The organism is Vreelandella aquamarina, assembly GCF_044805175.1.
Taxonomy (GTDB): Bacteria; Pseudomonadota; Gammaproteobacteria; order Pseudomonadales; family Halomonadaceae; genus Vreelandella; species Vreelandella aquamarina_B.
On record NZ_CP085232.1, the window covers coordinates 2,631,482 to 2,655,762 of the forward strand.

General features: G+C 54.5%; 26 protein-coding genes and 2 pseudogenes. 16 read left to right on the forward strand and 12 right to left on the reverse strand.

The annotated features are described in order from the left end of the window. The first annotated feature begins 228 nt into the window (after window positions 1-228). Entirely contained in the window at window positions 229-1,242 is a 1,014-nt protein-coding gene (locus tag LG300_RS12245; protein ID WP_404375599.1) for an isocitrate dehydrogenase, read from the forward strand. A 2-nt stretch (window positions 1,243-1,244) separates the two neighbouring features. Here the strand turns inward: LG300_RS12245 and LG300_RS12250 are convergent, their stop codons facing one another. Then, the gene (locus LG300_RS12250; RefSeq protein ID WP_404375600.1) at window positions 1,245-2,021 is read right to left on the reverse strand and encodes a ZIP family metal transporter; all 777 of its coding nucleotides are present in this window, start codon (window positions 2,019-2,021) and stop codon (window positions 1,245-1,247) included. Window positions 2,022-2,297: 276 nt separating this feature from the next. On the opposite strand from LG300_RS12250, the gene LG300_RS12255 reads away from it, so the two are divergent. After that, window positions 2,298-2,597: a methyl-accepting chemotaxis protein gene (locus LG300_RS12255; protein ID WP_404378035.1), complete on the forward strand. Its 300-nt coding sequence runs from the start codon at window positions 2,298-2,300 to the stop codon at window positions 2,595-2,597. A 78-nt stretch (window positions 2,598-2,675) separates the two neighbouring features. On the opposite strand, the gene LG300_RS12260 is transcribed toward LG300_RS12255, so the two are convergent. Continuing rightward, complete coding sequence (locus LG300_RS12260) at window positions 2,676-3,326, reverse strand: peroxiredoxin (RefSeq protein ID WP_404375601.1); 651 nt, start codon at window positions 3,324-3,326, stop codon at window positions 2,676-2,678. A 102-nt stretch (window positions 3,327-3,428) separates the two neighbouring features. Beyond that, window positions 3,429-4,466: a CNNM domain-containing protein gene (locus LG300_RS12265; protein ID WP_404375602.1), complete on the reverse strand. Its 1,038-nt coding sequence runs from the start codon at window positions 4,464-4,466 to the stop codon at window positions 3,429-3,431. A gap of 171 nt (window positions 4,467-4,637) precedes the next feature. On the opposite strand from LG300_RS12265, the gene LG300_RS12270 reads away from it, so the two are divergent. Both LG300_RS12270 and LG300_RS12275 read left to right on the forward strand, forming a co-directional pair. Then, window positions 4,638-4,847: a hypothetical protein gene (locus tag LG300_RS12270; RefSeq protein WP_404375603.1), complete on the forward strand. Its 210-nt coding sequence runs from the start codon at window positions 4,638-4,640 to the stop codon at window positions 4,845-4,847. Between the two features lie 329 nt (window positions 4,848-5,176). Then, the gene (locus LG300_RS12275; RefSeq protein ID WP_404375604.1) at window positions 5,177-5,557 is read left to right on the forward strand and encodes a DUF3800 domain-containing protein; all 381 of its coding nucleotides are present in this window, start codon (window positions 5,177-5,179) and stop codon (window positions 5,555-5,557) included. Window positions 5,558-5,656: 99 nt separating this feature from the next. On the opposite strand, the gene LG300_RS12280 is transcribed toward LG300_RS12275, so the two are convergent. From LG300_RS12280 to LG300_RS12300, 5 genes are all read right to left on the reverse strand, one after another. Then, the gene (locus LG300_RS12280) at window positions 5,657-6,124 is read right to left on the reverse strand and encodes an S-ribosylhomocysteine lyase (RefSeq protein ID WP_404375605.1); all 468 of its coding nucleotides are present in this window, start codon (window positions 6,122-6,124) and stop codon (window positions 5,657-5,659) included. Window positions 6,125-6,178: 54 nt separating this feature from the next. Beyond that, complete coding sequence (locus LG300_RS12285; RefSeq protein ID WP_404375606.1) at window positions 6,179-6,526, reverse strand: putative quinol monooxygenase; 348 nt, start codon at window positions 6,524-6,526, stop codon at window positions 6,179-6,181. Window positions 6,527-6,589: 63 nt separating this feature from the next. Then, window positions 6,590-7,267, reverse strand: coding sequence for a haloacid dehalogenase type II (locus tag LG300_RS12290; RefSeq protein ID WP_404375607.1), 678 nt, complete (start codon window positions 7,265-7,267; stop codon window positions 6,590-6,592). 132 nt (window positions 7,268-7,399) lie between these two features. Next, window positions 7,400-8,833 (reverse strand): aspartate aminotransferase family protein, encoded by a 1,434-nt coding sequence (locus LG300_RS12295; RefSeq protein ID WP_404375608.1) that lies wholly within the window; start codon window positions 8,831-8,833, stop codon window positions 7,400-7,402. Window positions 8,834-9,018: 185 nt separating this feature from the next. Further along, a complete protein-coding gene (locus LG300_RS12300) occupies window positions 9,019-10,515 on the reverse strand; it encodes an NAD-dependent succinate-semialdehyde dehydrogenase (RefSeq protein ID WP_404375609.1) in 1,497 nt (498 codons plus the stop codon). A 408-nt stretch (window positions 10,516-10,923) separates the two neighbouring features. Between LG300_RS12300 and LG300_RS12305 the strand changes: the two genes are divergently transcribed. Continuing rightward, on the forward strand, window positions 10,924-12,153 hold the full coding sequence (locus tag LG300_RS12305; protein WP_404375610.1) for a GGDEF domain-containing protein: 1,230 nt from the start codon (window positions 10,924-10,926) through the stop codon (window positions 12,151-12,153). Here LG300_RS12305 and LG300_RS12310 read toward each other — a convergent pair. Genes LG300_RS12310 through doeA form a run of 3 tightly spaced genes read right to left on the reverse strand, consistent with a single transcriptional unit; the run spans window position 12,148 to window position 14,896 of the window. After that, window positions 12,148-12,630, reverse strand: a complete 483-nt coding sequence (locus tag LG300_RS12310) for an Lrp/AsnC family transcriptional regulator (RefSeq protein ID WP_404375611.1) — start codon at window positions 12,628-12,630, stop codon at window positions 12,148-12,150. The genes LG300_RS12305 and LG300_RS12310 overlap by 6 nt on opposite strands. 8 nt (window positions 12,631-12,638) lie before the next feature. Further along, window positions 12,639-13,670, reverse strand: coding sequence for a N(2)-acetyl-L-2,4-diaminobutanoate deacetylase DoeB (doeB, locus tag LG300_RS12315; protein WP_404375612.1), 1,032 nt, complete (start codon window positions 13,668-13,670; stop codon window positions 12,639-12,641). 26 nt (window positions 13,671-13,696) lie between these two features. Then, the gene (gene doeA / locus LG300_RS12320) at window positions 13,697-14,896 is read right to left on the reverse strand and encodes an ectoine hydrolase DoeA (RefSeq protein WP_404375613.1); all 1,200 of its coding nucleotides are present in this window, start codon (window positions 14,894-14,896) and stop codon (window positions 13,697-13,699) included. A 301-nt stretch (window positions 14,897-15,197) separates the two neighbouring features. Here doeA and LG300_RS12325 point away from each other — a divergent pair, with 301 nt between their 5' ends. From LG300_RS12325 to LG300_RS12375, 11 genes and pseudogenes are all read left to right on the forward strand, one after another. Then, the gene (locus LG300_RS12325) at window positions 15,198-16,133 is read left to right on the forward strand and encodes a 2-hydroxyacid dehydrogenase (RefSeq protein WP_404375614.1); all 936 of its coding nucleotides are present in this window, start codon (window positions 15,198-15,200) and stop codon (window positions 16,131-16,133) included. Between the two features lie 89 nt (window positions 16,134-16,222). Next, window positions 16,223-16,933: a hypothetical protein gene (locus LG300_RS12330; protein WP_404375615.1), complete on the forward strand. Its 711-nt coding sequence runs from the start codon at window positions 16,223-16,225 to the stop codon at window positions 16,931-16,933. Next, on the forward strand, window positions 16,934-17,866 hold the full coding sequence (locus LG300_RS12335) for a lysine exporter LysO family protein (RefSeq protein ID WP_404375616.1): 933 nt from the start codon (window positions 16,934-16,936) through the stop codon (window positions 17,864-17,866). It abuts the gene before it with no gap. 75 nt (window positions 17,867-17,941) lie between these two features. Beyond that, window positions 17,942-19,171, forward strand: a complete 1,230-nt coding sequence (locus LG300_RS12340) for a nucleoside recognition domain-containing protein (protein ID WP_404375617.1) — start codon at window positions 17,942-17,944, stop codon at window positions 19,169-19,171. 139 nt (window positions 19,172-19,310) lie between these two features. Continuing rightward, the gene (locus LG300_RS12345; protein ID WP_404375618.1) at window positions 19,311-19,457 is read left to right on the forward strand and encodes a hypothetical protein; all 147 of its coding nucleotides are present in this window, start codon (window positions 19,311-19,313) and stop codon (window positions 19,455-19,457) included. Window positions 19,458-19,472: 15 nt separating this feature from the next. Next, window positions 19,473-20,108: a hypothetical protein gene (locus LG300_RS12350; protein ID WP_404375619.1), complete on the forward strand. Its 636-nt coding sequence runs from the start codon at window positions 19,473-19,475 to the stop codon at window positions 20,106-20,108. Window positions 20,109-20,331: 223 nt separating this feature from the next. After that, window positions 20,332-20,538 (forward strand): hypothetical protein, encoded by a 207-nt coding sequence (locus LG300_RS12355; protein WP_404378063.1) that lies wholly within the window; start codon window positions 20,332-20,334, stop codon window positions 20,536-20,538. Continuing rightward, window positions 20,522-20,605: pseudogene (locus tag LG300_RS12360) on the forward strand (hypothetical protein); the annotation flags it as partial. The gene LG300_RS12355 and the pseudogene LG300_RS12360, both read left to right, overlap by 17 nt. 209 nt (window positions 20,606-20,814) lie before the next feature. Continuing rightward, the gene (locus tag LG300_RS12365; RefSeq protein ID WP_404375620.1) at window positions 20,815-22,092 is read left to right on the forward strand and encodes an IS3 family transposase; all 1,278 of its coding nucleotides are present in this window, start codon (window positions 20,815-20,817) and stop codon (window positions 22,090-22,092) included. Window positions 22,093-22,127: 35 nt separating this feature from the next. Next, window positions 22,128-22,313: pseudogene (locus LG300_RS12370) on the forward strand (hypothetical protein); the annotation flags it as partial. 85 nt (window positions 22,314-22,398) lie between these two features. Continuing rightward, complete coding sequence (locus LG300_RS12375) at window positions 22,399-23,265, forward strand: DMT family transporter (RefSeq protein WP_404375622.1); 867 nt, start codon at window positions 22,399-22,401, stop codon at window positions 23,263-23,265. Here LG300_RS12375 and LG300_RS12380 read toward each other — a convergent pair. Continuing rightward, entirely contained in the window at window positions 23,262-24,278 is a 1,017-nt protein-coding gene (locus LG300_RS12380) for an asparaginase (RefSeq protein WP_404375624.1), read from the reverse strand. The genes LG300_RS12375 and LG300_RS12380 overlap by 4 nt on opposite strands. Window positions 24,279-24,281: the final 3 nt, after the last annotated feature.

Sequence of the window (24,281 nt, forward strand, 5' to 3'; positions counted from 1 at the left end):
CTTGCTGTTCTATTATCTATCACAATTCAGGCGAGATGGTGCCAACCAAGTGCGTTCAAGTCGCCGTGAGCGCGGCATTCTATCAGCAAACAGTGCGCTCCGCACCCGTCACCCTAGACGTTTAGACGATGACCTGATCCCTAAGCTTGGCTTACCATGGCACTCAAATGGCGACACCACCGCCTTTTCCTCGCAACCTTTTACCCTACCCAATGAGAGGAACCGCACATGAGCCAGACAATAGCAGTGATTAAAGGCGATGGCATCGGCCCCGAAATCATGGACGCCACCCTGCAAGTGCTAGACGCCCTTGAGTGCGGGCTGGACTACGAGTTTATCGACGCGGGCCTGGTGGCGCTTGAAAAGCACGGTACGCTGATTCCTCAAGCCTCGCTGGATGCCATTGAAAAGCACGGCGTTGCCTTGAAAGGCCCGCTTACCACGCCGATTGGTAAGGGCTTTTCATCAATCAACGTGCAGCTACGCCGTCACTTTGACCTCTATGCCAACGTGCGCCCCGCCATCAGCTTTCCGGGCACCCGCTCCCGCTACGATGATATCGACATGATCACCGTGCGGGAAAACACCGAAGGGGCTTACCTCTCCGATGGCCAAGAGATGCTCGACGACGGCAATACCGGCATCTCGGTGATTAAAGTGACCCGCAAAGGCTCCGAGCGTATCGTGCGTTACGCCTTTGAACTAGCCAAACAGAATGGCCGCAAGAAAGTTACCGCCGTCCACAAAGCCAACATCATCAAAACCAGCTCCGGCCTGTTTTTAGACGTTGCCCGTGAAGTCGCCAGCGAGTATCCCGAGATCGAATTCCAAGAAATGATCGTGGATAACGCCTGCATGCAGCTGGTCATGAACCCTCACCAGTTCGATGTGGTGGTCACCACCAACCTGTTCGGCGATATTCTTTCCGACCTATGCGCTGGCCTAGTAGGTGGTTTAGGCCTCGCCCCAGGGGCGAACATCGGTGAAAAAGCGGCCATTTTTGAAGCGGTACACGGCTCAGCACCGGATATTGCAGGCAAGAAAATCGCCAACCCCTGCGCACTGCTGCTGGCCGCCGCCCAGATGCTCGACCACCTCGGCATGACCGCCAAGGGTGACGCAATTCGCCAGGGAATTCGCGCCGTGCTGGAGAGCCGCCGCGATATGGTGACCCCCGATATGGGCGGCACCGGCACCACCGACACCTTTGCCCAGGCGCTGGTGGAGCACCTAAAAGGTTAAAATCAGCCCAACCACACATCCAAAAACAGCATAATCACCAAACCCATCGCCAGGCCAAACGTCGCTTTATTCTGATGACCGAAGCGATGGGTTTCGGGAATGATTTCATGGCTGATGACATACAGCATGGCCCCCGCTGCAAACGCCAAGCCCCAGGGCAATAGCACCTGGGAAACGGTGACAACGCTCGCGCCAAACAGCCCGCCAATCGGTTCAATTAGCCCGGTCAGCGCCGCAATCGACCAGGCGCGCCACTTGGAGTAGCCTTCTCCCATGAGCGCCACTGCCACGGCCAGGCCTTCCGGCATATTCTGCAAGCCAATACCAATCGCTAGCGGCATTCCGCCCTCTAAACCGTTAGCACCAAACCCCACACCAACCGCTAAGCCTTCCGGCAGGTTGTGAATGGCAATGGCAAATACAAACAGCCATACCCGGCGCAGCGCAGCGGCCTCTGGCCCTTCTCTCCCCTGTTGAAAATGCTCGTGGGGCAAACGCTCATTAAGCAGCGCAATCGCTGCCATGCCCAACAGAATAGCGGTACACACTAGCGCCGCTGGTATTGGCCCGCCTGCGTAGTAGATCTCAGCGGCATCTAGCGCGGGAATAATCAGCGAGAAAAATGAGGCAGCCAGCATCACGCCTGCCGCAAAGCCCAAGGCTAAATCACGAAACCCTCGGCTGAGTGTTTTGCCCAGCAGCACGGGCAGCGCCCCTACAGCGGTCAGCAACCCTGCCAGCAAACTACCTAAAAATCCTAATAACAGCGTATTTTCCATGAATATCGTAGACTCGGTTAGCCAGGGCTTTCACGGCGGCAACTTCTCTTACTTACCAGCTTATAAATTTACTTTAGCAAAAAAAGATACATAAAATTACAAATGTGACATTTTGTGTCAAAGCAATATAGAACAGTGTTTTGTATAAGAAGGTGATCTATTCTTAGCACAAGAAAGTGCCCAGAAACTAATCAGCGCCTTAAATACGCAAGCTGAACAGATCAATAAAACAGCGAACACCATACCAAAATTGCCAGCCAAACCAACCTACTCTCACTGAATGCGGCTGTTGAAGCGGCTAGAGCAGGTGAACAGGGGCGTGGCTTTGCCGTTGTAGCTAACGAAGTACGCCAGTTAGCGCGCGGCTCCAGCGAGGCAGTCAATGAAATCACTCAAGTGCTTAAAGAAAACAGCGCACTGGTGATGCGTACCACCGATGCCATGCAACAAGTGGTTGAGCAGGGTCAAGCTAGCCAAGCCAGTGTGAAAGAGATCGAAGCAATTGTGAATGAAATACTGCAAGGAGCGCAAAGCATCTCTTACTCCATTGAACGCCTTGCTCTTGAAACTGCCTAGCAAAAAATAGCCCGCCAGCATATGGCTAGCGGGCTATTACGTCATGCTGCTTAACTGCTTAGCAGTGCTTCAACACTGTTAACGCAGCTTGGTTTTACGCAGGTAGGGCAGCACAGCGTCAAATTCACCAAATTTCTGTTTGGCATCTTCATCAGAGACACTGGGCGGAATGATCACGTCCTGGCCGACCGTCCAGTCTGCGGGCGTCGCAATGCCGTGCTTCGCCGTGGTTTGCAGCGCATCCAGGGCACGCAGAATTTCAGCAAAGTTACGGCCGACGGTCATCGGGTAGGTCATGGAGAGCTTGAGTTGCTTATCCGGACCGATAATAAATACCGAACGCACCGTCGCACTATCAGCCGGTGTACGGCCATCCGGCAGGTAAGCATCTTCCGGCAGCATATCAAACAGCTTGGAGACCTTTAGGTCTTCATCCGCAATAATCGGGAAACCCACACTGCTACCACAAACCGTTTCGATGTCTCCCGCCCAGCGCTTGTGATCTTCAACGCCATCGACGGAGACTCCGATCACTTTAGTACCGCGTTTCTCCCACTCGGCACTTAGTGTCGCCACTGCGCCAAACTCGGTGGTGCATACCGGCGTGAAGTCTTTGGGGTGCGAAAACAGAATCGCCCAGCTATCGCCAATCCAATCATGGAAACGAATGGGGCCTTGGCTAGTTTCTGCCTCAAAATCAGGCACGACTGCATTGATACGTAATGACATCGTTGCTCCTCGTTAAGGTTAAGTGGCTCTAATACCTTATATGACTTTGAACGCCTTCACTATAGAACGTTTAGCACTAAGGCAATGAGTGACAGGCAGCGTTCACTCTGCCGGCTTCACATCCTTCTCCTCACGCTTAATACGCTTCACCCAACGCTGTTTTGCGTAGTGCCGCAGGTTAGCGACGCTGTCGGTTTCATCGACGATATCTTGGCCAAGGATAGTCTCGATAATATCTTCCAGCGTGATCAGGCCCACAAAGGTGCCGTGTTCATCGTAAACCACTCGCATGTGCAAGTGATCCTTCAGCATAGACGTAAACACCTGCTCCACATTGTTGGAAACATCGACGCTGCCAATCGGGTGCATTAGTTCACGCATCGTTTTGCTGTCATCAGCATGGTACATATCTGCCTTATGCACATAGCCAAAGGCCTGCTCGCCGTTGTCCATCACCGGAAAACGCGTGAACGGTGCTTTACCGTACTGCCCGTCAAACTCGCTAACGGTCATATTCGGCGGCACGGTTTCACACACAGTACGCGGCGTCATCGCCTTGTTGACCGCAATATCGTGCAAGTTCAGCATATTGATAATAGTGCGCGACTCGTCCGCATCTAACACGTTTTCTTCCAATCCAACCCGTGCCAGCACTTTAATTTCATCGCGCAAGTCCACATCGTGTTCGGACTTACCCAAACGGCGAGTAATCTGCTCTGACATCCAAATAAAGGGCAGTAAGCCCACAATCATAGGGTTAAGCAGCTTCGGCAAAACAGGTGCCAACCCACGCCAGTAAGTCGCCCCAATCGTTTTGGGAATAATCTCTGAGAGAATCAGGATCAGCATGGTCATTACCGCAGAGACAATCGCAATGGAGGACTCACCAAAGACAACCGCTGCCTGAGCACCCACCGCCGTTGCCCCTACCGTATGGGCAATAGTATTGAGCGTTAAAATCGCCGCCAGCGGGCGGTCGATATTGGTTTTCAGCTTGGTCAGCGCCGCATGTAGTTTGGGGTTATCCTCTTTTTGCTTGGCAATATAGCTCGGCGTGATCGACAGCAGCGCGGCTTCAAGAATAGAACAAAGAAAGGAGAACGCGATTGAGAAGGTAGCAATCGTGATAAGAAGGAACATGGAAGGCTCATGTAGTTGATGATAAATGCGTTATAGGGGCACTGACCGCCAGAAGCAAGTGGCGGTTCAACAAAAGGGCTTTTTCACTTAGATACCCATGCTAACATCTAACCTCGCTTAATCTAGTTAAATAACCTTGTTAAATACTGCTGCCCGAAAGGATGCTTGCTGATGTTTGACGCGCCCGCTGCTGTTGCTACGCCTGAAGCCGTTGAGACCTTTATTGCCCGCTGGAAGGGCACTACCGGCACCGAAAAGGCCAACTACCAGCTATTCCTTTCAGAGCTATGCGCGCTGCTTGAGCTACCTACGCCCGACCCGGCCAGTAAGGTTTGGTCAGCACCCTGCTCGCCGCCAGCCCCCACAGCGCGGAAAGCCTAGCCGCCCAGTTCAAACGCAAACCGCTAAAAGGCGTCAACGAGGTACTCTCCGCCCTCGCCGCCCTCGACCAAGCCCAGCAGGATGACGAACACTGGCGGCTGGTGAGGTGATATGACAATAAACAGCAAGGCTGGCGTAGACACTATCGACGCTTGACCACATTTGTGGATTCAGCGATTGTTGATATGTGCGAGTAAGGCCTGGATAACCGCGACAGCGTAAGCATCGTAAGCGTACTGATTTGTGCGCCGGTCCCAGGGGTTGCACCTGATTTCAAGGCCATTGCTATCGCAGTGGCCTTTTGTTTTCTCCGGCACTAGATCTCACCTATGCAGCGACTGATATACCTTGATGAAAGCGGGGATTTAGGCTGGAAATTTGATGCACCCTTTGGCAAAGGTGGATCTTCAAAGCATCTAACGATTGCCAGCGCTTTCACTTGTCTGGAAGCCAATAAATACCTTTGCAGGTCTGTGAAGGACGTTAAGAAAAAAGCTAAATGGCCTCTAAAAGAAGAAATGAAGTGGGTCAACATGCCGCATAGCCTTCGCCTATGGTTCTGCGAAAAAGCGGCGGAAATCTGCCAAAAACATCAATCGATTGAATACAGAGCCATCGTTGTTGCCAAACGAGGCGTATACGAACGGCTTCGGCACGATGACTCCATGCTCTATAACTACTTTATCAAGTCTTTCAGCCAAACAGCATAAGTAACGCTATATATCGCCACGCACAACTTATGAGAAGCCCCCCTACCAAAACGCCCCCATAACGGGGGCGCTCTGCGTTCTAAGCCGACTCAAGGCTGCTTACGCAAACACTTCGATCCACTCACTGCGCTTGGCCAGTAGGCCTTTGGCGAGCTTCTGGGCGCCTTCCAGGCTGTGGCTGGCGGCCCAGCCGCACTGCATTTCGTTGCAGGCGGGAACTTCGGTGGCGGTCAGTACGTCGTTGAGGGTTTTCTCGATGATTGATAGTACATCGTCGTAATCATCGTGGTTGATCAACGCGATATAGAAGCCGGTCTGGCAGCCCATCGGGCTGATATCGACCACTTTATCGGTATGGTTGCGCGACATTTCCGCCATCAAGTGCTCCAGGGAGTGCAGCGCGGGCATCTCCATGTGCTCTTTGTTGGGCTGGCAGATCCGCAGGTCGTACTTGTGAATACGGTCGCCGTTCTGGCCCTCTTTGATATCGGCCAAACGTACATAGGGCGCTTTTACCTTGGTGTGGTCCAGGTTAAAGCTTTCAACGTTCATTTTCTTTTCAGTCATGGTGGCTCCGTCGTCGCTCTCTTTCGTTCGCCTATTCTACACGTTGAAGGCTGGTTACACCTTGGGAGCGTCGAAATTCCACGGTTCATCGGTGTAAACGCATACATTGGCGTCTTCAATGTCGCCATCGGGCGACTCAACGTGCTTGGCGAAGAAGTCTTGAATTTCTTTGCGCTGGCAGTGGGCTTCAAACTCTTCGCGGCTGGCCCAAATTTCATGGAACACAATCGGGTAGCTGGTGCCCTGGGCAAACGGGTTATCAATTTGCCGGGTCACCGTGTAGTGCAAGCAGGCATCTTCACGATGGGTATTAGGTTCCAGGCTCTGCAGCGCTTTAAATACGGCTTCCTCTTTACCGGCCTTGGGCTTGAAGCTAGCGATGCAGTAGATTTTTTTCGACATGTTTTGTTCCATGTAAGGAGGGTTCTGCCCACCATTATGGGGCCGATAGCGGTAGATACCAACCTATCGCATCATCCGTTCCGCCAGCGTTTCTAATTCAGGTACCGTCATATCCGGCTCAATCCCCCAGGGGTCGAAGGGGGCATCCGAGTGGCGGCGCACCCAAGCGCTTCGCAAGCCCGCGTGGGCCGCGCCAATCACATCAAAGGGGTTGCTGGAGATCAGCCAGGTGTTTTCCGGGCGCGTTTCTAGCCGCGTGCGTAGGTAGGCGTAAACGGCGGGGTCGGGCTTGAAGCGCTTTACTTCATCCACGCTGACCACGGCATCCATGTGGCTCTTGACTCCTGCGCGGGTCAACAGCTGGTTAACAGCCTCTTCCGTGCCGTTGGAAAAAGCCACGCAGCGGATGCCCGCATCGCGCAGTTGGTCCAGCGCAGGCACCACATCTGGGAACGCAGGCAGTTCCGCATAAACGGCCATTAAGTGGTCGTGGTCATTATCGGAAAGGCCGGTTTGTAGCGCACGGTCGGTGAATACCAGCGCTTCACGCGTGCACTCGGTAAAGGGCACATAAGCCCCCATCAGGCCATGGCGGAAGCTGTACTCCAGCTGCTTTTCCCGCCAGCGTTTGGCAAACTCGCCTGCCTTAGTGGCATCGCTTAGGCGGCGTTCCAGTTCAACGGTTACCCCCTGGGTATCAATTAGCGTGCCGTATACATCAAAGGCTAGTACCGGTTGCATGGTGGGCGTCTCCTTAACGATCCAGTGCCTATTAACTATATTCAGCATAGACGCCGCGATCAAAAACAGCCGCGAACAAAAACAAAAACGCCGCTGCATCGGCAGCGGCGCTTAACCAGCTAAAGCAGGCAATTACACCGTAAAGGCGGCTTCTTGCTGGCCGGTTTTCAGGTCGCCAGAGCGCACTAACTCATCGGTCACGCGGTCGATGGCGCGTTTGGCGCGGGCAATCATCTCATCCACTTCACCACGGTTGATGGTCAGCGGCGGTGCGAAGCCAAGAATGTCGCCTTGGGGCATGGCGCGGGCAATCAGGTTCTCTTCCAGCGCGGCAGCCGCGACACGCGGGCCAACCTTCAATGAGGGGTCGAAGTGCAGGCGCTGCTTGGCATCCGGAGAGAACTCCAGCGCAGCCATCAGGCCAACACCGCGCACGTCACCCAGCAGCGGGTGGCCTTCAAAAGTAGCCTTCAGCTGCTCTTGGAAGTAACCGCCGGTTTCAGCCGCGTTGCCCACCAGGTTTTCGCGCTCAATGATATCCAGGTTCGCAATGCCTGCAGCACAGCCCAGAGCGTGGCCTGAGTAGGTCCAGCCGTGGCCGATGGGGCCGAACTCGCCAGTACCCTGCTCAAGCACTTTCCATACTTTGTCACCAACAATTACGCCAGACAGCGGCTGGTAGGCGCTGGTCAGACCCTTAGCGATGGTGATCAGGTCAGGCTGCATGTTGTAGTGGTGGCTGCCGAAGTCGGAGCCGGTACGGCCGAAGCCACATACCACTTCATCGGCGATCAGCAGTACGTCGTACTTTTTCAGCACGGGCTGAATGGCTTCCCAGTAGCCTTCCGGCGGCGGCACGATACCACCAGTGCCAAGTACCGGCTCGCCGATAAAGGCGGCAACGGTGTCCGGGCCCTCTTCCAGAATCATGGCTTCGAGCTTATCTGCACAGTAGGCAGAGAATTCGCGCTCGGTCATGCCGTGCTGCTCGGCGGCACGCAGGTAGTAGTGCGGCGCTTCCGTGTGGCGAATGGTTTCAATCGGCAGATCGAAGTGGTCGTGGAACGCTTTCAGGCCGGTGAGCGAGCCAGACGCGATGCCGGAGCCGTGGTAACCGCGCATACGCGAGATGACCTTTTTCTTCTGCGGGCGGCCCAGTACGTTGTTGTAGTAACGCACGATTTTGAGCTGGGTTTCGTTGGCGTCAGAGCCGGACATGCCGTAGTAGACCTTGGACATGTTCATACCGGCGATTTTCAGCACGCGCTCAGACAGCTCGATTTGCGGCTCGTTGGAGTGGCCTACATAAGTGTGATAGTAGGAGAGTTCCAGCGCCTGCTTGTAGATAGCTTCAGCCACTTCAGTGCGGCCATAGCCAATGTTGACGCAGTACAGGCCAGCAAAGCCATCGATGAACTCACGGCCATCTTTATCAACGATGTTGATGCCTTTACCGCCGGTAATCACACGGCCCGGTGCATCGCCGTGGGCGAAGTCACGCAGGTGGGTGGAGGCGTGAAAGGTGACTTTGCGGTCGCGTTCGATCAGATCCTGGTGCAAGCTCATAACGTTCTCTCTGTACGATAAGCCTCCCCATACTTGGGGAGGGTGTTTTATCTTTGGTGACTGACGAGATGTTGGCCACCTAATAGTGCCTTCGCCCGGCAGAGCCGGCCTCCCACAGAACACCCTCAAATTCCTGCATAGGTGTTCAGAGAGGGCGCTTCAGCGCGCGATGCTGTTCTTTACAATTAGCTACCCGATACCGAGCCCAGTGCGCCCAGGCAGTAGTACTTCGTTTCCAGGTACTCATCGATACCCGTCGCGCCGCCTTCACGGCCTAGGCCGGATTGCTTCACGCCGCCGAAGGGAATGGGCGGGCCAGTCATCTTCACGGAGTTGACGCTTACCATGCCGTACTCTAGCGCACGCATCAGCTTCCAAATGCGGCGAATATCGTGGGTATAGATATACGCAGCTAAGCCGTACTCAGTGTCGTTGGCCATCTCGATCACTTCGTCGTCGCTACTATAAGCGGTAATCCCGGCTACGGGGGCAAAGTTCTCTTCCCGCCATACTTTCATTTTCGGCGTTACACCGGTCAGTAGCACGGGCATAAAGAAGTTGTCGCCCGGCGCTTGGCTTTGGTCACCCGCCACCAGCGTAGCGCCTTGGGAGATGGCGTCATCCACAATCGCTGCCGCTTTTTCCACCGCTTGGCGGTGAATGAGCGGGCCAAGATCGACTTCGCCATGAAGGCCATTGCCCACGGTGAGTGCCGCCATGCGCTCGGCAAACTGCTCAACAAACGCATCGTGAATCGATTCGTGCACCAGAATCCGGTTAGCGGCTAGGCAATCTTGACCGGCAGTTTGGAACTTGGCCGCTACCGCTGCATAGGCAGCCTCTTTCGGGTCCATATCCGGCCCGACGATAAACGGCGCGTTACCTCCAAGCTCCAGCGAAAGCCGCTTCACGGTGTTAGCGCTTTGCTCGATAAGCAGGCGGCCAACACGGGTAGAGCCGGTGAACGAGAGCGCACGGATACGCGGCTCGCTGCACAGAATCTTGGAAACTTCTGCAGGCTCGCCCAGCACCACGTTAAAGATGCCTTCTGGAATGCCTGCTCGCTCAGCAAGCTCAGCCAGCGCCAGCGCCGAGAACGGCGTTTCGTTGGCGGGCTTCACAATCACCGGGCAGCCTGCGGCCAGCGCGGCAGCGGCTTTACGTGTGATCATCGCCAGCGGGAAGTTCCACGGCGTAATCATCGCGGCAATGCCTACTGGCTCTTTAATCGTACCAAGCGATGCATTGGGGATGTGGCTCGGGATGGTTTCGCCGTAAGTGCGTTTACCCTCTTCCGCGAACCAACGCACGAAGCTTGCGCCATACTCTACTTCACCACGGGCATCGGGCAGCGGTTTGCCCTGCTCCAAGGTCATAATCGTGGCGAGGTCTTCACGGTTGGCTTGAATCAGGTCGTACCAAGCCAGCAGGCGTTCGCAGCGCTCGTCGGCGCGCAGTGCCCGCCAGTGGACAAACGCCGCTTCGGCGGCATCCACCGCGGCGGTAATCTGCTCGGCTTCCAGCAGCGGAATATGGCCAATCGCTTCATTGGTCGCGGGATCGTATACCGCCTCTTCGCGGCCGCCTTCACCGTGGGTCCATTTGCCGTTCACGTAGGCATACTGCCGGAACAGGCGCGGATCTTCCAAGCGTTCAGCAAGCGTGGTCGATAGTGTAGTCATGGGCACCTCCGCAGGTTGCAGCCAATCACGGTGAAGCCAATCGTGGGCGACAAACCGTTGCATTTTAAAATTCACTTTAAAACAGCAGAGGACATTGCCGCGCTGTTTTGATGTGCCCAGAGTAAGGGAGAACGCCCACGAAGTGTTTTTGAAAGCACTGAGGATTCCCGGCACTTTTTTTGTGAAACGTCGATTTAGGCAGGTTTTTTTTGGTGGTAGCGCGCTCTTTCGTATCGGGGCAAGCGCTACTACCCCCTTACAAAAGTAAAATAATTGTGACAAATGGCTTTATCCCCCCTTTCGCTGCTGATTACAGGTTAAGCTAAGGCTCTATTTTTACTGAGTAACCGTACCGACCAAGTAGCTATCGCTAAGTGCATACAGCTCCACAAGCCGAGAGACAGTGCCGTGTATCGATTACCGTATTACCACCAGTTGTCACAGCGTATCGGTACCACAACCGTGCGTGAAAAGTACGACCTTGACCGCCACGATGAGCAGCTGCGCTCACTGCGGCTGCTTACTTCACTACTCGTGGCGTTTTATTTCTTCTACACGCTGGTAGATATCTATTTACTGCCAGATATCACTGCTCGCTCGCTGTTACTGCGCAGCATCATTATGCTTCCAGCCACGGCGCTTCTTTTTGCCTATTACAATCGTCCAGTCTCCATACGCCGCAAGGAGCTAGCAGGCGTGCTTGTGGCCTGTTTAGCCACCGTGGTGTGGTGCGTCATCCTGCTGGGTTCTGAGAATGAACGCGTGCTCAAATATTTTTATGCCGGGCTGGTGTTTCTGATGGTCCTGACGATTGTCTTAACGCCACCTTTTGAGTACAGCCTTTATAGCTCGCTGTTTGTATTTGCCTGCCTTTACACCACTATTTGGTTTTTACACGGTGCGACCAGCATTTATGTCATTAACCACTTGGCGCTCGGCGTACCGGTGCTAGTGCTCACGTTAATCGCCAACTATCGGTTTTCCGCCGAGTCACTGCGGCTGTATTTGAAAAACATCAGCGTGGAACAGCTTCGTGAGGAGCTATCTGCCCGCAATGCAGAGCTAGAAAAAATCTCGCACATTGACCCCTTAACAGGGTTAACTAACCGCCGTGGGTTAGCCCGTTTTACTGATGACCTACAGCAGCTATCAGGTGCACGGTGCTGCATCGCGGTCATTCTTATCGACGTAGATCACTTCAAAGCCTTCAACGATTTTTACGGCCATGCGGAAGGGGATAACTGCCTACGCGCTGTTGCAGGCGCTATTCGCGCTGCCTGTACCCAGGAGGACTTGGTGTGCCGTTTTGGTGGGGAGGAGTTTCTGATTTTGCGTTCGGATCAAGGCGCCCAGGATTTTAATGTCCTCACACTGGCGGAGAAAATACGTACTGAGGTTGCAGAGCTGGCGATTCCCCATCAGCCTACCCAGGAGGGGCGAGTTACCATCAGCGTGGGTGTGTGTGCGGGCCCTATTGAGCCAGATGTAGAGCTCAACACGTTTATTAAGGAGGCGGATGCAGCTTTATATGCAGCGAAGCGAGAGGGCCGCAATCGTGTGCGCTTCCATGCGCAACATGCCGATTGCGGCCCTCATCTCTCTAGGCCTTGTGTCGCAAGCAGCGACAACACGCTATAGAGCGGTGTTACTCCCCATATCAATACCGATGGGAGCGTGCTTAACGGTTTTCGTCACGATATAAGTAAAGTAGCGTTCGATACCCGCCTCTGATACCAGCCATTTATCTATCAAGCGCTGATAGCTATCAATGGTGCGGGCTTCAAACTTCACTAGATAATCGACGCCGCCGCCTACTGCAACGCACTCGGTTACCTCAGGGGTTTGCATCACTAGCGCTTCAAAACGGGCAAAGCTTTCGGCATTGTGCTGTTTGAGCTCGATCTGCACCCAAACCGGGTTGCGCGGTACCAATACATCCGCATTGATACGCGCAGTGTAGCCTTCAATCACTCCCGCTTTTTCCAGCCGCTTTACCCGCTCCCAACAAGGGCTGACCGAAAGATTAATCGCTTCGGCCAGCTTAGACTTGGTAATCCGCCCATCCCGGGAGAGGATATCGAGAATTTTTAAATCGTAGCGGTCCAGTTTCATCATACCGGGGGCTACGCCTCCAGACGTTCAACAACATCGGCGATCACCGCCAGGGTGTCCCCCATATTGATCAGCGCTGGCGCTCGGCGCGCCATTAAAACACCGTCACGCTCGGCTTTGTACGCCACCGGGGCGGTGCCGCTGCGGGTCATATCGTAAACATAGGCGATGGTTTGGCCCTTTTTCACTTCGTCGCCCAGTGCCACCAGCAGCTCTAACACACCTGAATGCTGGCTCTGCACATAGCAACTGGCATCCGGCATATCGAGATACATCTGCCCGCCTTCGGGCATTTCCACTTCGCCCTCTATCAAGCCGTAGTGGATCAAGAAGTTGCGCACGCCGCGCTCGGCAATCGCAATACTTTGCGGCGTGGAGGTGCCACCGCCACCCAGTTCGGTCGCCACAAACACCTTGCCCTGACGCTCGCAGGCGGTGTCAAAGAGCTTTTCAGCATCTAGTTCAAACATCACCATGGCGTAAGGCGCACCAAAGGCTTTTGCACCTTCCAGTGCCGCCTGCTGTTGAGCTTTGTCATCCAGCACGTGGGAAGCGCCAAAGGGCAGAATATCCAGCGTGCGGCCACCCGAGTGTAGGTCAAGCACTACATCGCTCATGGGCACCATGACGCGGGTAAAATAGTCAGCAATTTGCGATGTCACCGTACCGTTAGGGTCACCGGGGAAGCTGCGGTTAAGGTTGCCCTTATCCATGGGCGAGGTGCGCTTACCCGCCATCACCGCTGGGGTATTCATGCAGGGCACGATAATGACGCGCCCGGTCACATCTTCCGCTTTCAGCGTTGAGGAGAGCTTCAACAGCGAGGTGATGCCCTCGTACTCATCGCCGTGGTTGCCGCCGGTTAGCAGCGCCGTGGGGCCTTCACCATTTTTAACCACGGTCACCGGAATCATTACCGCCCCCCAGGCGGACTCATCGGTGGAAATCGGCAGTTTCAAAAAGCCGTGCTGCACGCCATCGGCGTCGAAATCAACGGTGGCAGAAATGGGGCTTGGCCGCAGTTGGTTCGGTTGGAGCGTCATTGTGTTTCCCTTGTGTTGTCACGCGGCTATTTGACGAATAGCTGGCGCGGAAAATTCGCCAGGGTTTCGCAGCCATTTTCGGTTATTAGAATACTTTCGGTAATTTCCAGGCCCCAATCTTCTACCCACAGGCCGGGCATAAAGTGAAAGGTCATGCCTGGCTGCAAAATCGTTTCGTCTGAGGGGCGCAGACTCATGGTGCGCTCGCCCCAATCAGGCGGATAAGAGATACCGATGGGATAGCCACAACGGGCACCGCCGCGGTCAAAGCCGTACTTGTCCATCGCGGCACCCAGCGCCATGGCGATATCCGCCGTGCGGTTGCCGGGTTTGGCAACGGCCAAACCGTTTTCAATACCTTCAAGCAGCGCCGACTCCGCACGGATAAAATCAGCCGGTGGCGTGCCGAGGAACACGGTGCGCGACATAGGCGCATGGTAACGCTTGAACACCCCCGCGATCTCAAAGAAGGTACCTTCACCGGTACGAAATGGCGTATCGTCCCAGGTGAGGTGAGGCGCTGCAGCATCTTTACCCGTGGGCAGCATAGGCACAATCGCGGGATAGTCACCGCCAAACACTTTGCCGTTCTCATCGACAAAGCCCTCAATACCTACGCGGTAAATTTCCGACACCAGCTTACTCTTGGGCAGGCCAGGTTCAATCACCTCAAGAATGCGCGAGTGCATTCCTTCGACAATTTTGGCCGCTACCCGCATGTAAGCAATTTCCTGGGGAGACTTAATTGCCCGGCACCAGTTCACCAGCGAGTTAGCATCCATAAAGCGTGCGTGGGGCAACTCTTTTAGCAAGCTTTGATACGCTTTGGCGGAGAAGTAGTAGTTATCCATCTCCATACCCACCACACCGGTATGCCAGCCACGATCAGGCATAATCGACTGCGCCAGATACTCCATCGGGTGCATGTCGGGGTTCTGAACGTAGTAGTCCGGGTAGTAGGTAATATTGTCGGGATGAATCCAGCAGGTGCGCAGGGCTCCGTTGGCATCCATCCGACGGCCGAACCATACCGGCTCGCCCTCAAGTCCCACCAGCACACACTGGTGAACATAAAAAGACCAACCGTCATAGCCGGTTAGCCACGCCATGTTGGAGGGGTCGCTGACGATTAGTACGTCAATACCACGACCAGCCATCTCAGCACGCACCTTCCACAGTCGATTCGCATACTCTTCACGAGTGAAAGGCAGGGAAACCTCAGTCATCGGGCAACTCGCCATCAAAGATCACTAAGAACCAGCGCATCCCCTAAAGGATCACTGCGCTGGGCCACAGGATCGACCTGGCCACCGCCGCTGTTGGCCCGCCAATGTCGTCTTAGCGGCGATACTAGCACTCTCCCTTGGTTGTTGGTCAAAGGCTTTATGACAAAATTTGCATGGTTCGTTAACGTTTATTTTAACGCTGTGGTGTCAGTGCTTTAATTAACGCGTCTAAGTTGCGGTATTGAGCTCCTCTCCCCCATGATAGTCACGGTGAATTCTCAACTAAGAGCAAGGGGGTAATATGAAAGTCGTGGTGCATATTGACGACGCTGCTCAGTGGCAATCAGCCATCGCAGAAGCGCTTCCAGAGGCCACCGTATTGACCAGCGATGCCCCTGAAAACGAGCGGGTAAACGCCGACTACTTAGCCGTTTGGAAAGCGCCCGCTCATCTTCTCCAAGAGCAGACACAGCTAAAAGGCATTATTAACTTGGGAGCTGGGGTGGATTATTTGCTCAAGACGCCAGGACTCCCCAAGGATGTGCCCATCGTGAAGCTACGCGATGCCGGAATGAGCGAGCTAATGGCCGACTATGTGCTCTACGGCGTACTGCACTTCTACCGCAGCATGGACCGTTACGCCGCGCAACAGCCACATGCCCAGTGGCAGCCCCATGCCGTGCCTGACAAAGCGAACTGGCCGGTGGGTGTGCTGGGGCTAGGCGCTATCGGCAGCGATGTGGCAAGCGCGCTTCAACAGGCTGGGTTTCCAGTGATTGGTTGGAGCCGTACCCCTAAACAGATCAGTGGCGTTCACTGCCTGCATGGCGATGACGGTTTAAATGAGCTGCTAAGCCAAGCGCAAAGCGTAGTCACCATTCTCCCTGATACAGCGGCTACCCAGCACATTCTTAACGCCGAACGGCTGGCGCAACTGCCAAAAGGTGCCAGCGTGATCAACCCTGGCCGTGGCAGCTTAATTGATGAGCAGGCGTTGCTGGATGCACTCGGCCATGACGGCCAGCCAGGGCACCTGCGCGGGGCGCTGCTGGACGTGTTTCATGAAGAGCCACTACCAGCAAACAACCCGCTCTGGCAGCATCCGAAGGTTATTGTTACCCCGCACATGGCAGCTCCGACGCCATTGAACGATGCCATTGATCAAGTGATCTCATACCTGCATGCCTTTGAAGCAGGTGAACCCCTGGCTACCGTTAACCCTGATATAGGCTACTGACGTGTAACGTAACGCTCGTTATACTCCCCCAAGGAACCGAGCACTCGCTAAAGGCTCTTAGGAAAACACACTCAATGGAGGAAGGGCCTTTGCGTCACTTTTTCGCCACTGCTGCTCAACGTGGGTTAGTGAGCGCTCTCTTAGGCGCTGCTGCCCTGCTGATAGGGAATACTGCACTTGCCATCAGCAGCTCAGCGCTCCCCATCCCCCAGCCGTTTGAAGCTCAGTATCGGCTTGAAATCCGCGGCTGGCCTGGGGCAACCATTACCCATAAGCTCACTCATGAAGGCTCGCACTGGTTAAGCGATATGAGCTTTTCCATTGCGGTCGCCCGCGGTCAGGAGCGTAGCCGCTTTTCGCTTGATGAAAGCGGCACCCACTCTTTGCTTTACAGTAGTAGCTACTCACTCTTCGGCATAGGCGATAGCTATCAACTAGCCGAAGGTGATATACGCTCCATTGACCGCCAAGCCGCGCTCTTTGACCTCTCCCGCCGAGCAGGCTTTGAGGGCTGCATTGAGACTAGCCCCTGCGACCTCGCTTTTGTCGACCACCGCGGTCGTGATGAGCATTTTCAGTACTATGTCAATGCGCCAACGACAATTAGCGTTCCTGCGGGCGAGTTCGATGCTAAACAGGTAACGCTGGTTGATGCCGAAAAGCCTGACCGTCACCTGCTGATTAACTTTCATCCCGAGTGGCCAGGGCTGATACTCTCAGCGGAGTATCAAAAAGAGGGGCGTAAGCAAACCACGCTGACCATGACCCAATTCAATCCCGCCGGGGGTAACGCACCTTAAATGCTCTCTGGCCTGTTGATCGTTTTACTGCCGCTATTTTTGGGTTACTTAGTACGCATCCACTCACCCCGTCTACTCGAACTGATCAACCGAGCCGTTAATGGTTCGGTTTACCTGATTCTGTTGTTTATGGGTGTAAGTCTTGCCGGGCTTGAGAACTTAGGCAGCCAGCTCTCCCGGTTAGGCGGCAATGCCTTGCTGCTATTTAGCATCACAACGCTATTTAACTTAGTGGCGCTGTGGTGGCTTTCTCGGCGGGTGCGCCTAAACGCTGGCGGCTCGCCAGTGGTAAAAGACGCTCCTACCAGCAAGCTGGCTGCCATGCAGGGTTCACTACTACTGGTAGGCGTCGTGGCCGCCGGTGTCACCATCGGCTTATTACTTGCCCCCATTACAGGGGAAATAGTATTCACCACGGCTGACTGGCTAGCCGAGTGGGTACTGTATCTACTGCTGGCGCTGATTGGCTGCCAACTGCGCAACTCCGGCATGCCGCTGAAACAGATTTTGCTTAACCGCTTGGGGCTTGCCATTGCCGTCACACTCGCGGTTAGCTCACTGCTGGCGGGGCTGGCCGCCGCTCCACTGCTCTCGCTGAGCTGGAACGAGGGCCTTGCCATGGCCTCGGGCTTTGGCTGGTACTCGCTCTCCGCCATTTTGATTGGCGACCAGCTTGGCCCGCTGATGGGCGGCGTGGCGTTCTTCAACGACCTCACCCGCGAACTGGTGGCATTTATCCTGATTCCGCTGGTGATTCATCGCCATACCGCACTCGCCATCGGCTACGGCGGGGCAACGTCTATGGATTTCACCCTGCCCGTCATCCAACAACATGGCGGCGTGGCCTGCGTGCCCATCGCAGTAGTCAGCGGTTTTATCCTATCGCTACTCTCCCCACCGCTGATTCTGTTCTTTCTTTCGCTCTCGGGTTAGCACGCACGGGCGCTCCTTGGTTAGGATACGCAGCAAGCGCATACCCTCTTTTATGACCAAGGACGCCCACCCGCCATGCTCAACGGAATCTGGTTAAGCTTCTTTATTGCCGCCTTTGCGGCATCGCTCTGGCAGTGGCTGGTGGGCGGCGACAGCGAAGTATTTGCCCGCTTGGTGCAGTCGCTGTTCGATATGGCGGAAATAAGCGTCGATATTATTCTAGTGCTGCTTGGCACCATGACGCTGTGGCTAGGATTCCTGTCGATTGCTGAAAAGGCGGGGTTAATACGGCTGCTGGGGCGGGTGCTTGATCCGCTGTTCTGCCGTTTGATGCCTGAAGTGCCCCGTGGCCACCCGGCCATGGGGCTGATCAGCATGAACTTTGCGGCGAATATTCTCGGTCTGGATAACGCCGCCACGCCGATTGGCATTAAAGCCATGCACTCGCTGCAGAGCCTTAACCCCAGCCACGAGACCGCCAGCAACGCGCAGATTCTGTTTCTGGTACTGAATACCTCATCACTCACCCTGCTGCCCGTCACTATTTTTATGTACCGCGCCCAGCAGGGAGCGGCAGAGCCCACGCTAGTATTTCTCCCCATCCTACTGGCAACCACCGCTTCCAGCCTTGCAGGCCTGCTTGCCGTGGCAGTGATGCAACGCCTGAAGCTGTGGCAGCCGGTGGTGCTGGCCTATTTGCTAGCCGCCGCACTGGCGCTGGGCGTGCTAATGACCACGCTAGCCGGTATGTCCGCCCAGGCGCTGGCGGCAGCCTCGACCCTGGTCGGTAACCTGACGCTGTTTAGCATTGTGATGATGTTTCTGGTGGTTGGCGCACTGCGCGGAGTGAAGGTGTACGACGCCTTTATCGAAGGAGCCAAAGAGGGCCTAAGTTTTACCATCACCCTGCTACCCTACCTGATTGCCATGCTGGTCGCAGTGGGTGTGCTGCGCGCCAGCGGCGTGCTAGATGCCGGACTTAGCGGCATCCGCTGGCTAGTGGAGGGAGTCGGCTGGGATACCCGCTTTGTGGATGCACTGCCCACCGCCTTTGTGAAACCGCTCTCTGGCAGCGGCGCCCGCGCCATGATGATCGAAACCATGAATACCTACGGTGTCGATAGCTTCCCTGGGCTACTGGCGGCCACTTTCCAAGGCAGTACCGAAACCACGTTTTACGTGCTGGCGGTTTACTTCGGTGCCGTAGGCATCACCCGCATTCGTCATGGCCTGGGCTGCGCGTTAGTAGCCGACGCAGCGGGCATTACCACCGCCATTTTGGTGTGCTACTGGTTCTTTGGATAATTGCTCCTCAATGAAATTCGGCCATATTTGAAGTTACTTGCATATAGAAATTATTTTAATATTAAAATAAAATAATACGATCAACCCAAGCTAACTAGAAAATAATTAGCTTTATTAATAGAAAAGCAAGGAGTAAAAAATGTCAGTAATTTTCAAATTCAAAGATGAATATATAAGTTTTGATTCATTTTATGGATATGACAAAACTTTCATAAAACATTTTAAAATTGAAGTAGAAGACATAGCAACCGGCAAAAAAAAGAAAATGCAAATATTCCCCGAATAGTTTACGTCTGCAGAGGTGTCAAACACTAAAGGACTTGAGACTTTTATTTCTGACTTTATTTACAAAATAGATGAAAAACTGCGAAAAGAAGTAGGTTTTTTTGAATTTCTAGGATGGGAAAAGGAAGTTGAATGGTACTGGTCATCATCATATAGCGAGGAATTAGACAATCCTCTTATAATAGATTTAGAATCCTGCACTGAGAATGAAATTTCAATAGAGACAAAAAATTTTTTAAAACAACCACTAAGCAGACTTGAGTTTGAGTACTTAAAAAAGGAGAGCGGAAGAGTCAGCAAAAAAAAGATCCAGGTTCAATTACCACTCAGCGAAATCTTATTCAAAGAAAGGATGCTAGCTATATTTAAAGTTAATGCAATACGTGAAGAACTACAGAGAATTTCTTTAGAAGAAGGAAACACTGGCAGAAAAGCATTTTTAGATGCTATGAAAATGCTTGACAACAATCATGAAATAAACCTTCTCCATGATGTTGCAAAAAATAGGTTTGCTAAATTAATATCAAGAAAATTTGATCATACAATATCAACTAAAGAAGAAGCCTATGAAAAAATAAAAAATTATAAATTATTTTTAGGTGACAACCAATTTGACTGTGACCTTATCAGTATTGACGAATTACACTACTAAATTAATAAAAACATCTATGGCATCGCCTCGCTAAGTGATTGAGGGGACGCGAGGCTTAGGCACTGCCCACTGCCTTTGTGAAGCCCCTCTCCGGCAGTGGCTCCCGCGCCATGATGATCGAAACCATGAATACCTACGGTGTCGATAGCCCCCTCTGTCAGCCTAGTTGTCCGGTTGGCGATATCGCCTAAACTCAGTCCAGAGGGAGCGGTATGGAATTCATGTGCCACGTTATTCTGAAGAGCGTAAAGCCGCCATCCTGAAAAAGTTATTGCCGCCCCACAATCGCAGTGTGGCGTCGGTAGCAACGGAAGAAGGCATCTCCAACGCGACGCTGTCCCCCTCTGTCAGCCTAGTTGTCCGGTTGGCGATATCGCCTAAACTCAGTCCAGAGGGAGCGGTATGGAATTCATGTGCCACGTTATTCTGAAGAGCGTAAAGCCGCCATCCTGAAAAAGTTATTGCCGCCCCACAATCGCAGTGTGGCGTCGGTAGCAACGGAAGAAGGCATCTCCAACGCGACGCTGTATAGTTGGTTAAAACAGTGTCGAGAAAAAGGAGTCCCTGTGCCGGGTTACACCCAAGGCGACAACGAATGGTCACCTGACGCCAAGCTAGCCGTTGTCATCGAAACCGCGACGATGTCAGAAACAGAGCTTGGCGCTTACTGTCGTGAAAAAGGCCTTTATCCCGAGCAAATCCAGCAATGGAAAGCCGCTTGTCTCGAAGGAGCTGGTCGGCAAGAAGAGCAGGCAAAAGCAGCGCAGAAACAGCGCAAAGAAGACCGAAAGACCATCAAGCAGCTCAAAGCGGAAGTACGGCGCAAAGACAAGGTGCTGGCAGAAACAACGTCGTTGCTAGTGCTTTCAAAAAAGCTCGAAGCCTTGTACGGCGAGGATCCGGACAGCGGCGAGGACGACTAACGCCTCTCAAGGAACGTGCAAGGCTCATCGCGCTATTTGACGAAGCGGTTATGGGTGGCGCGTCCCGTTATCAAGCGGCTGCCGTGATCGGCATAAGCGAACGCACACTGAAGCGGTGGCGATCTGAGCGCGGCGCTATTGTCGAGGATCAGCGTCCACATGCAGGGCAACACAGGCAGCCGCATCAGCTGACGCATGAGGAAGAGCAAGCCATTTTGAACACGTGCCATCGCCCCGAGTATCAGAGCTTGCCGCCGTCTCAAATCGTTCCTTTATTGGCCGACGAAGGCGTCTATCTGGCCTCCGAATCGTCGTTTTATCGGGTCTTGAAAAAGCATCATCAGCAGCACCATCGTGGCCGTATGAAACCACGTCGTTCAGTCCCCGAGCCGACTAGCTTTACGGCTACAGGGCCAAACCAGGTCTGGAGCTGGGACATCAGTTATTGTGCCTCCGTTGTGCGAGGTCAGCACTGGTATCTTTACCTGATCATGGATATCTACAGCCGCAAAATCATTGCTTGGGAAGTCCACGACACGGAATCGGGCGAGTTGGCTAAACAGCTTTTGGAACGTGCCTTGCTGCGAGAAGGTTGCTGGCATCAGCCGCCAGTACTGCACTCTGATAACGGAGCACCGATGACCTCCTATACGCTCAAAGCGAGGCTAACAGAGCTGGGCATGTTGATGTCTTACAGTCGGCCGAGAGTAAGCAATGATAACCCTTACTCGGAAGCGCTGTTCCGTACCGTCAAATACTGTCCAGCGTGGCCCACCAAGGGCTTCGCATCGCTGGGCGCGGTACGAGAATGGATGCTAGCGTTCGAGCGGGCTTACAACGAACAGCACCTGCACAGTGGCATCCAGTATGTCACGCCAGCGGACCGTCATCGCGGCGTAGACCAAGAGCGCCTGGAACGCCGGAACGCGGTATACCAACGTGCGAAGCAGCGACATCCGCAACGCTGGTCGGGCCACACTCGAAACTGGGAAGTCACCGGCCCAGTCTCGCTTAACCCGGGAAAAATGCACGAAATCGAGCGTAATCAACAGGCTGCTTAAGCGCAGCCATTTGGACAACTGGGTTGAAAATCACCGATAGCTTCCCTGGGCTACTGGCGGCCACTTTCCAAGGCAGTACCGAAACCACGTTTTACGTGCTGGCGGTTTACTTCGGTGCCGTAGGCATCACCCGCATTCGCCACGGCCTGGGCTGCGCGTTAGTAGCCGACGCAGCGGGCATTACCACCGCCATTTTGGTGTGCTACTGGTTCTTTGGTTAAGAAGTGACTACCACGCTTTCGTTCACTGGTGACAGCGTCTATCTTTCAAAGCCACGCCAAACCATTCATGGACGAAAGGTGAGTCATGCCAGGCGCCAGCACGATGTTAATTGCGCTCGCGGCGCTCTTCTGGGGTATTTCTGGAGGCATCGCGGGGATTCTGTTAGATAGCGGCTGGGATGCTGCCGTCGTCTCGTTTTATCGCGGCTTCGTTGGCCTGCTCTTCGCGCTGGGTTGGCTTGTGCTGCAACGGGGCGGTCGCGGCTTGGCCAACCGGCATCTGTGGCTCTGGTCGATACTCGCGGGCCTAGGCGTGGCGGGCAACTTTACCTTCTACTTCCTCAGTATCGAACACGGCAGCGTGGCAGTGGCGGCTACCTTAATGTACTGCGCCCCGGTATTTGTCTATCTTGTCTCTTTCGCTCTAAAGCTTGAGCGCCCCAGCCCCGCCAAGTGGCTTGCTATCGCACTGGTGATGGTGGGCGTGGTGCTATTAACCAAGCTGTATGCTATTGGCGCCAGCGGGCTATCGCTAATAGGCGTAGCCACCGGGCTGCTTGCCGGGCTCTCATATGCGCTGTTTATTTTTGGCTTCAAGTACGCCGCACCCCACGGCAAGCCATCGGCGGTTCTCTCCATTGCCTTCACCGTCCTATCGCTCATTCTGCTGCTACCAATGGATATTTCCCAAGCGGTTAGCGTCATCAGCGCGCCGGAGCTGCCGCTGTTTATGGCGTTGGGTATTTTGGGGGCGGGCCTGTCGTTTCTGCTCTATGTGGTAGGCATCAAACACGCCGCCCCGGCGTTAGCGTCCATGGTGGCCATGGTCGAGCCGGTCACCGCCACGCTGTTTGGGGTGGCGGTGCTGAGTGAAAGCCTGGAGATGATTCAGATGGTCGGTATGGGGATTATCTTACTGACCGTGACCGCGCTGAGCGTAACATCCCGCTAACGGGCCGCTGCCTCACCGCGAATGGGCGCACTTAGCGCCTTACGCAGCGCTGGCCCCGAAAGCCCTTGGCCAATCAGCACGGTAAGCTTCGCTACGGCAGCTTCCAGCGTGATATCGCCCCCGGCGATCACGCCCGCTTGATTGAGCGCCGCTCCCGTGGCGTAGGCGCCTTGCACGACTTCGCCTTGGGCACACTGGGTGACGTTGAGCAGCGCCATCCCCCGTTCGTTAGCGGCTTTCATGGCGTTTAGCAGTTCACCTTCAAAGCTTGGCGGATTGCCCACGCCGTAGCTTGAGATCACCAATCCTTTGAGAGTGGCATCTTCCAGCAGCGCTTTAGCGCGCCTTAGCGACATTCCTGGATGCAGCGGCAGTACCGCCACCGCTTCGTCGTCTAGTTGAAGGGATGAAAAACTGGGCTCCCCGCTGAGCAACGCCGACGGTTGGGGGAAAGTAATGCCAATGCCTATCTCGGCCAGCCAAGGGAAGTTGGGAGAATCGAAGGCATCCAGACCTTGCGTGCGCACCTTGCGGGCGCGGTTGCCGCGCAGCAGCCGGTCATGAAAGAGCAGGCTCACTTCGCAGGGGGTAGCCGGATGAGCAGCCAGCTGTAGCGCGCTGACCACGTTGTTCAGCGCGTCGCTTCTTGGCTCACCCAGCGGAATTTGGGAGCCGGTGAAGATCACCGGCTTGTTGATCGCACCGAGCATAAACGATAGCGCCGCAGCGCTGTAGGCCATGGTATCGGTGCCGTGCAGAATGATGAACGCATCGTAAGCCTGCCAGTGGCTTTCCAGCACGGCCACGAGGCGATTCCACGCCTCGGGCATCAGCTCGGCGCTGTCGATTAGTGGCTGCATCTCCACTACATCGAAGGCAGGCAGCCGATAAGGATCACCCAGGGCCAAGTGCGCCGCTAAGCGCTTGGCCAGCCCCGCGCTGGGTACATACCCTTGTGGCGATGGCTGCATACCAATGGTGCCGCCCGTGTAGAGCATGAGGACGCGGGGCATGGG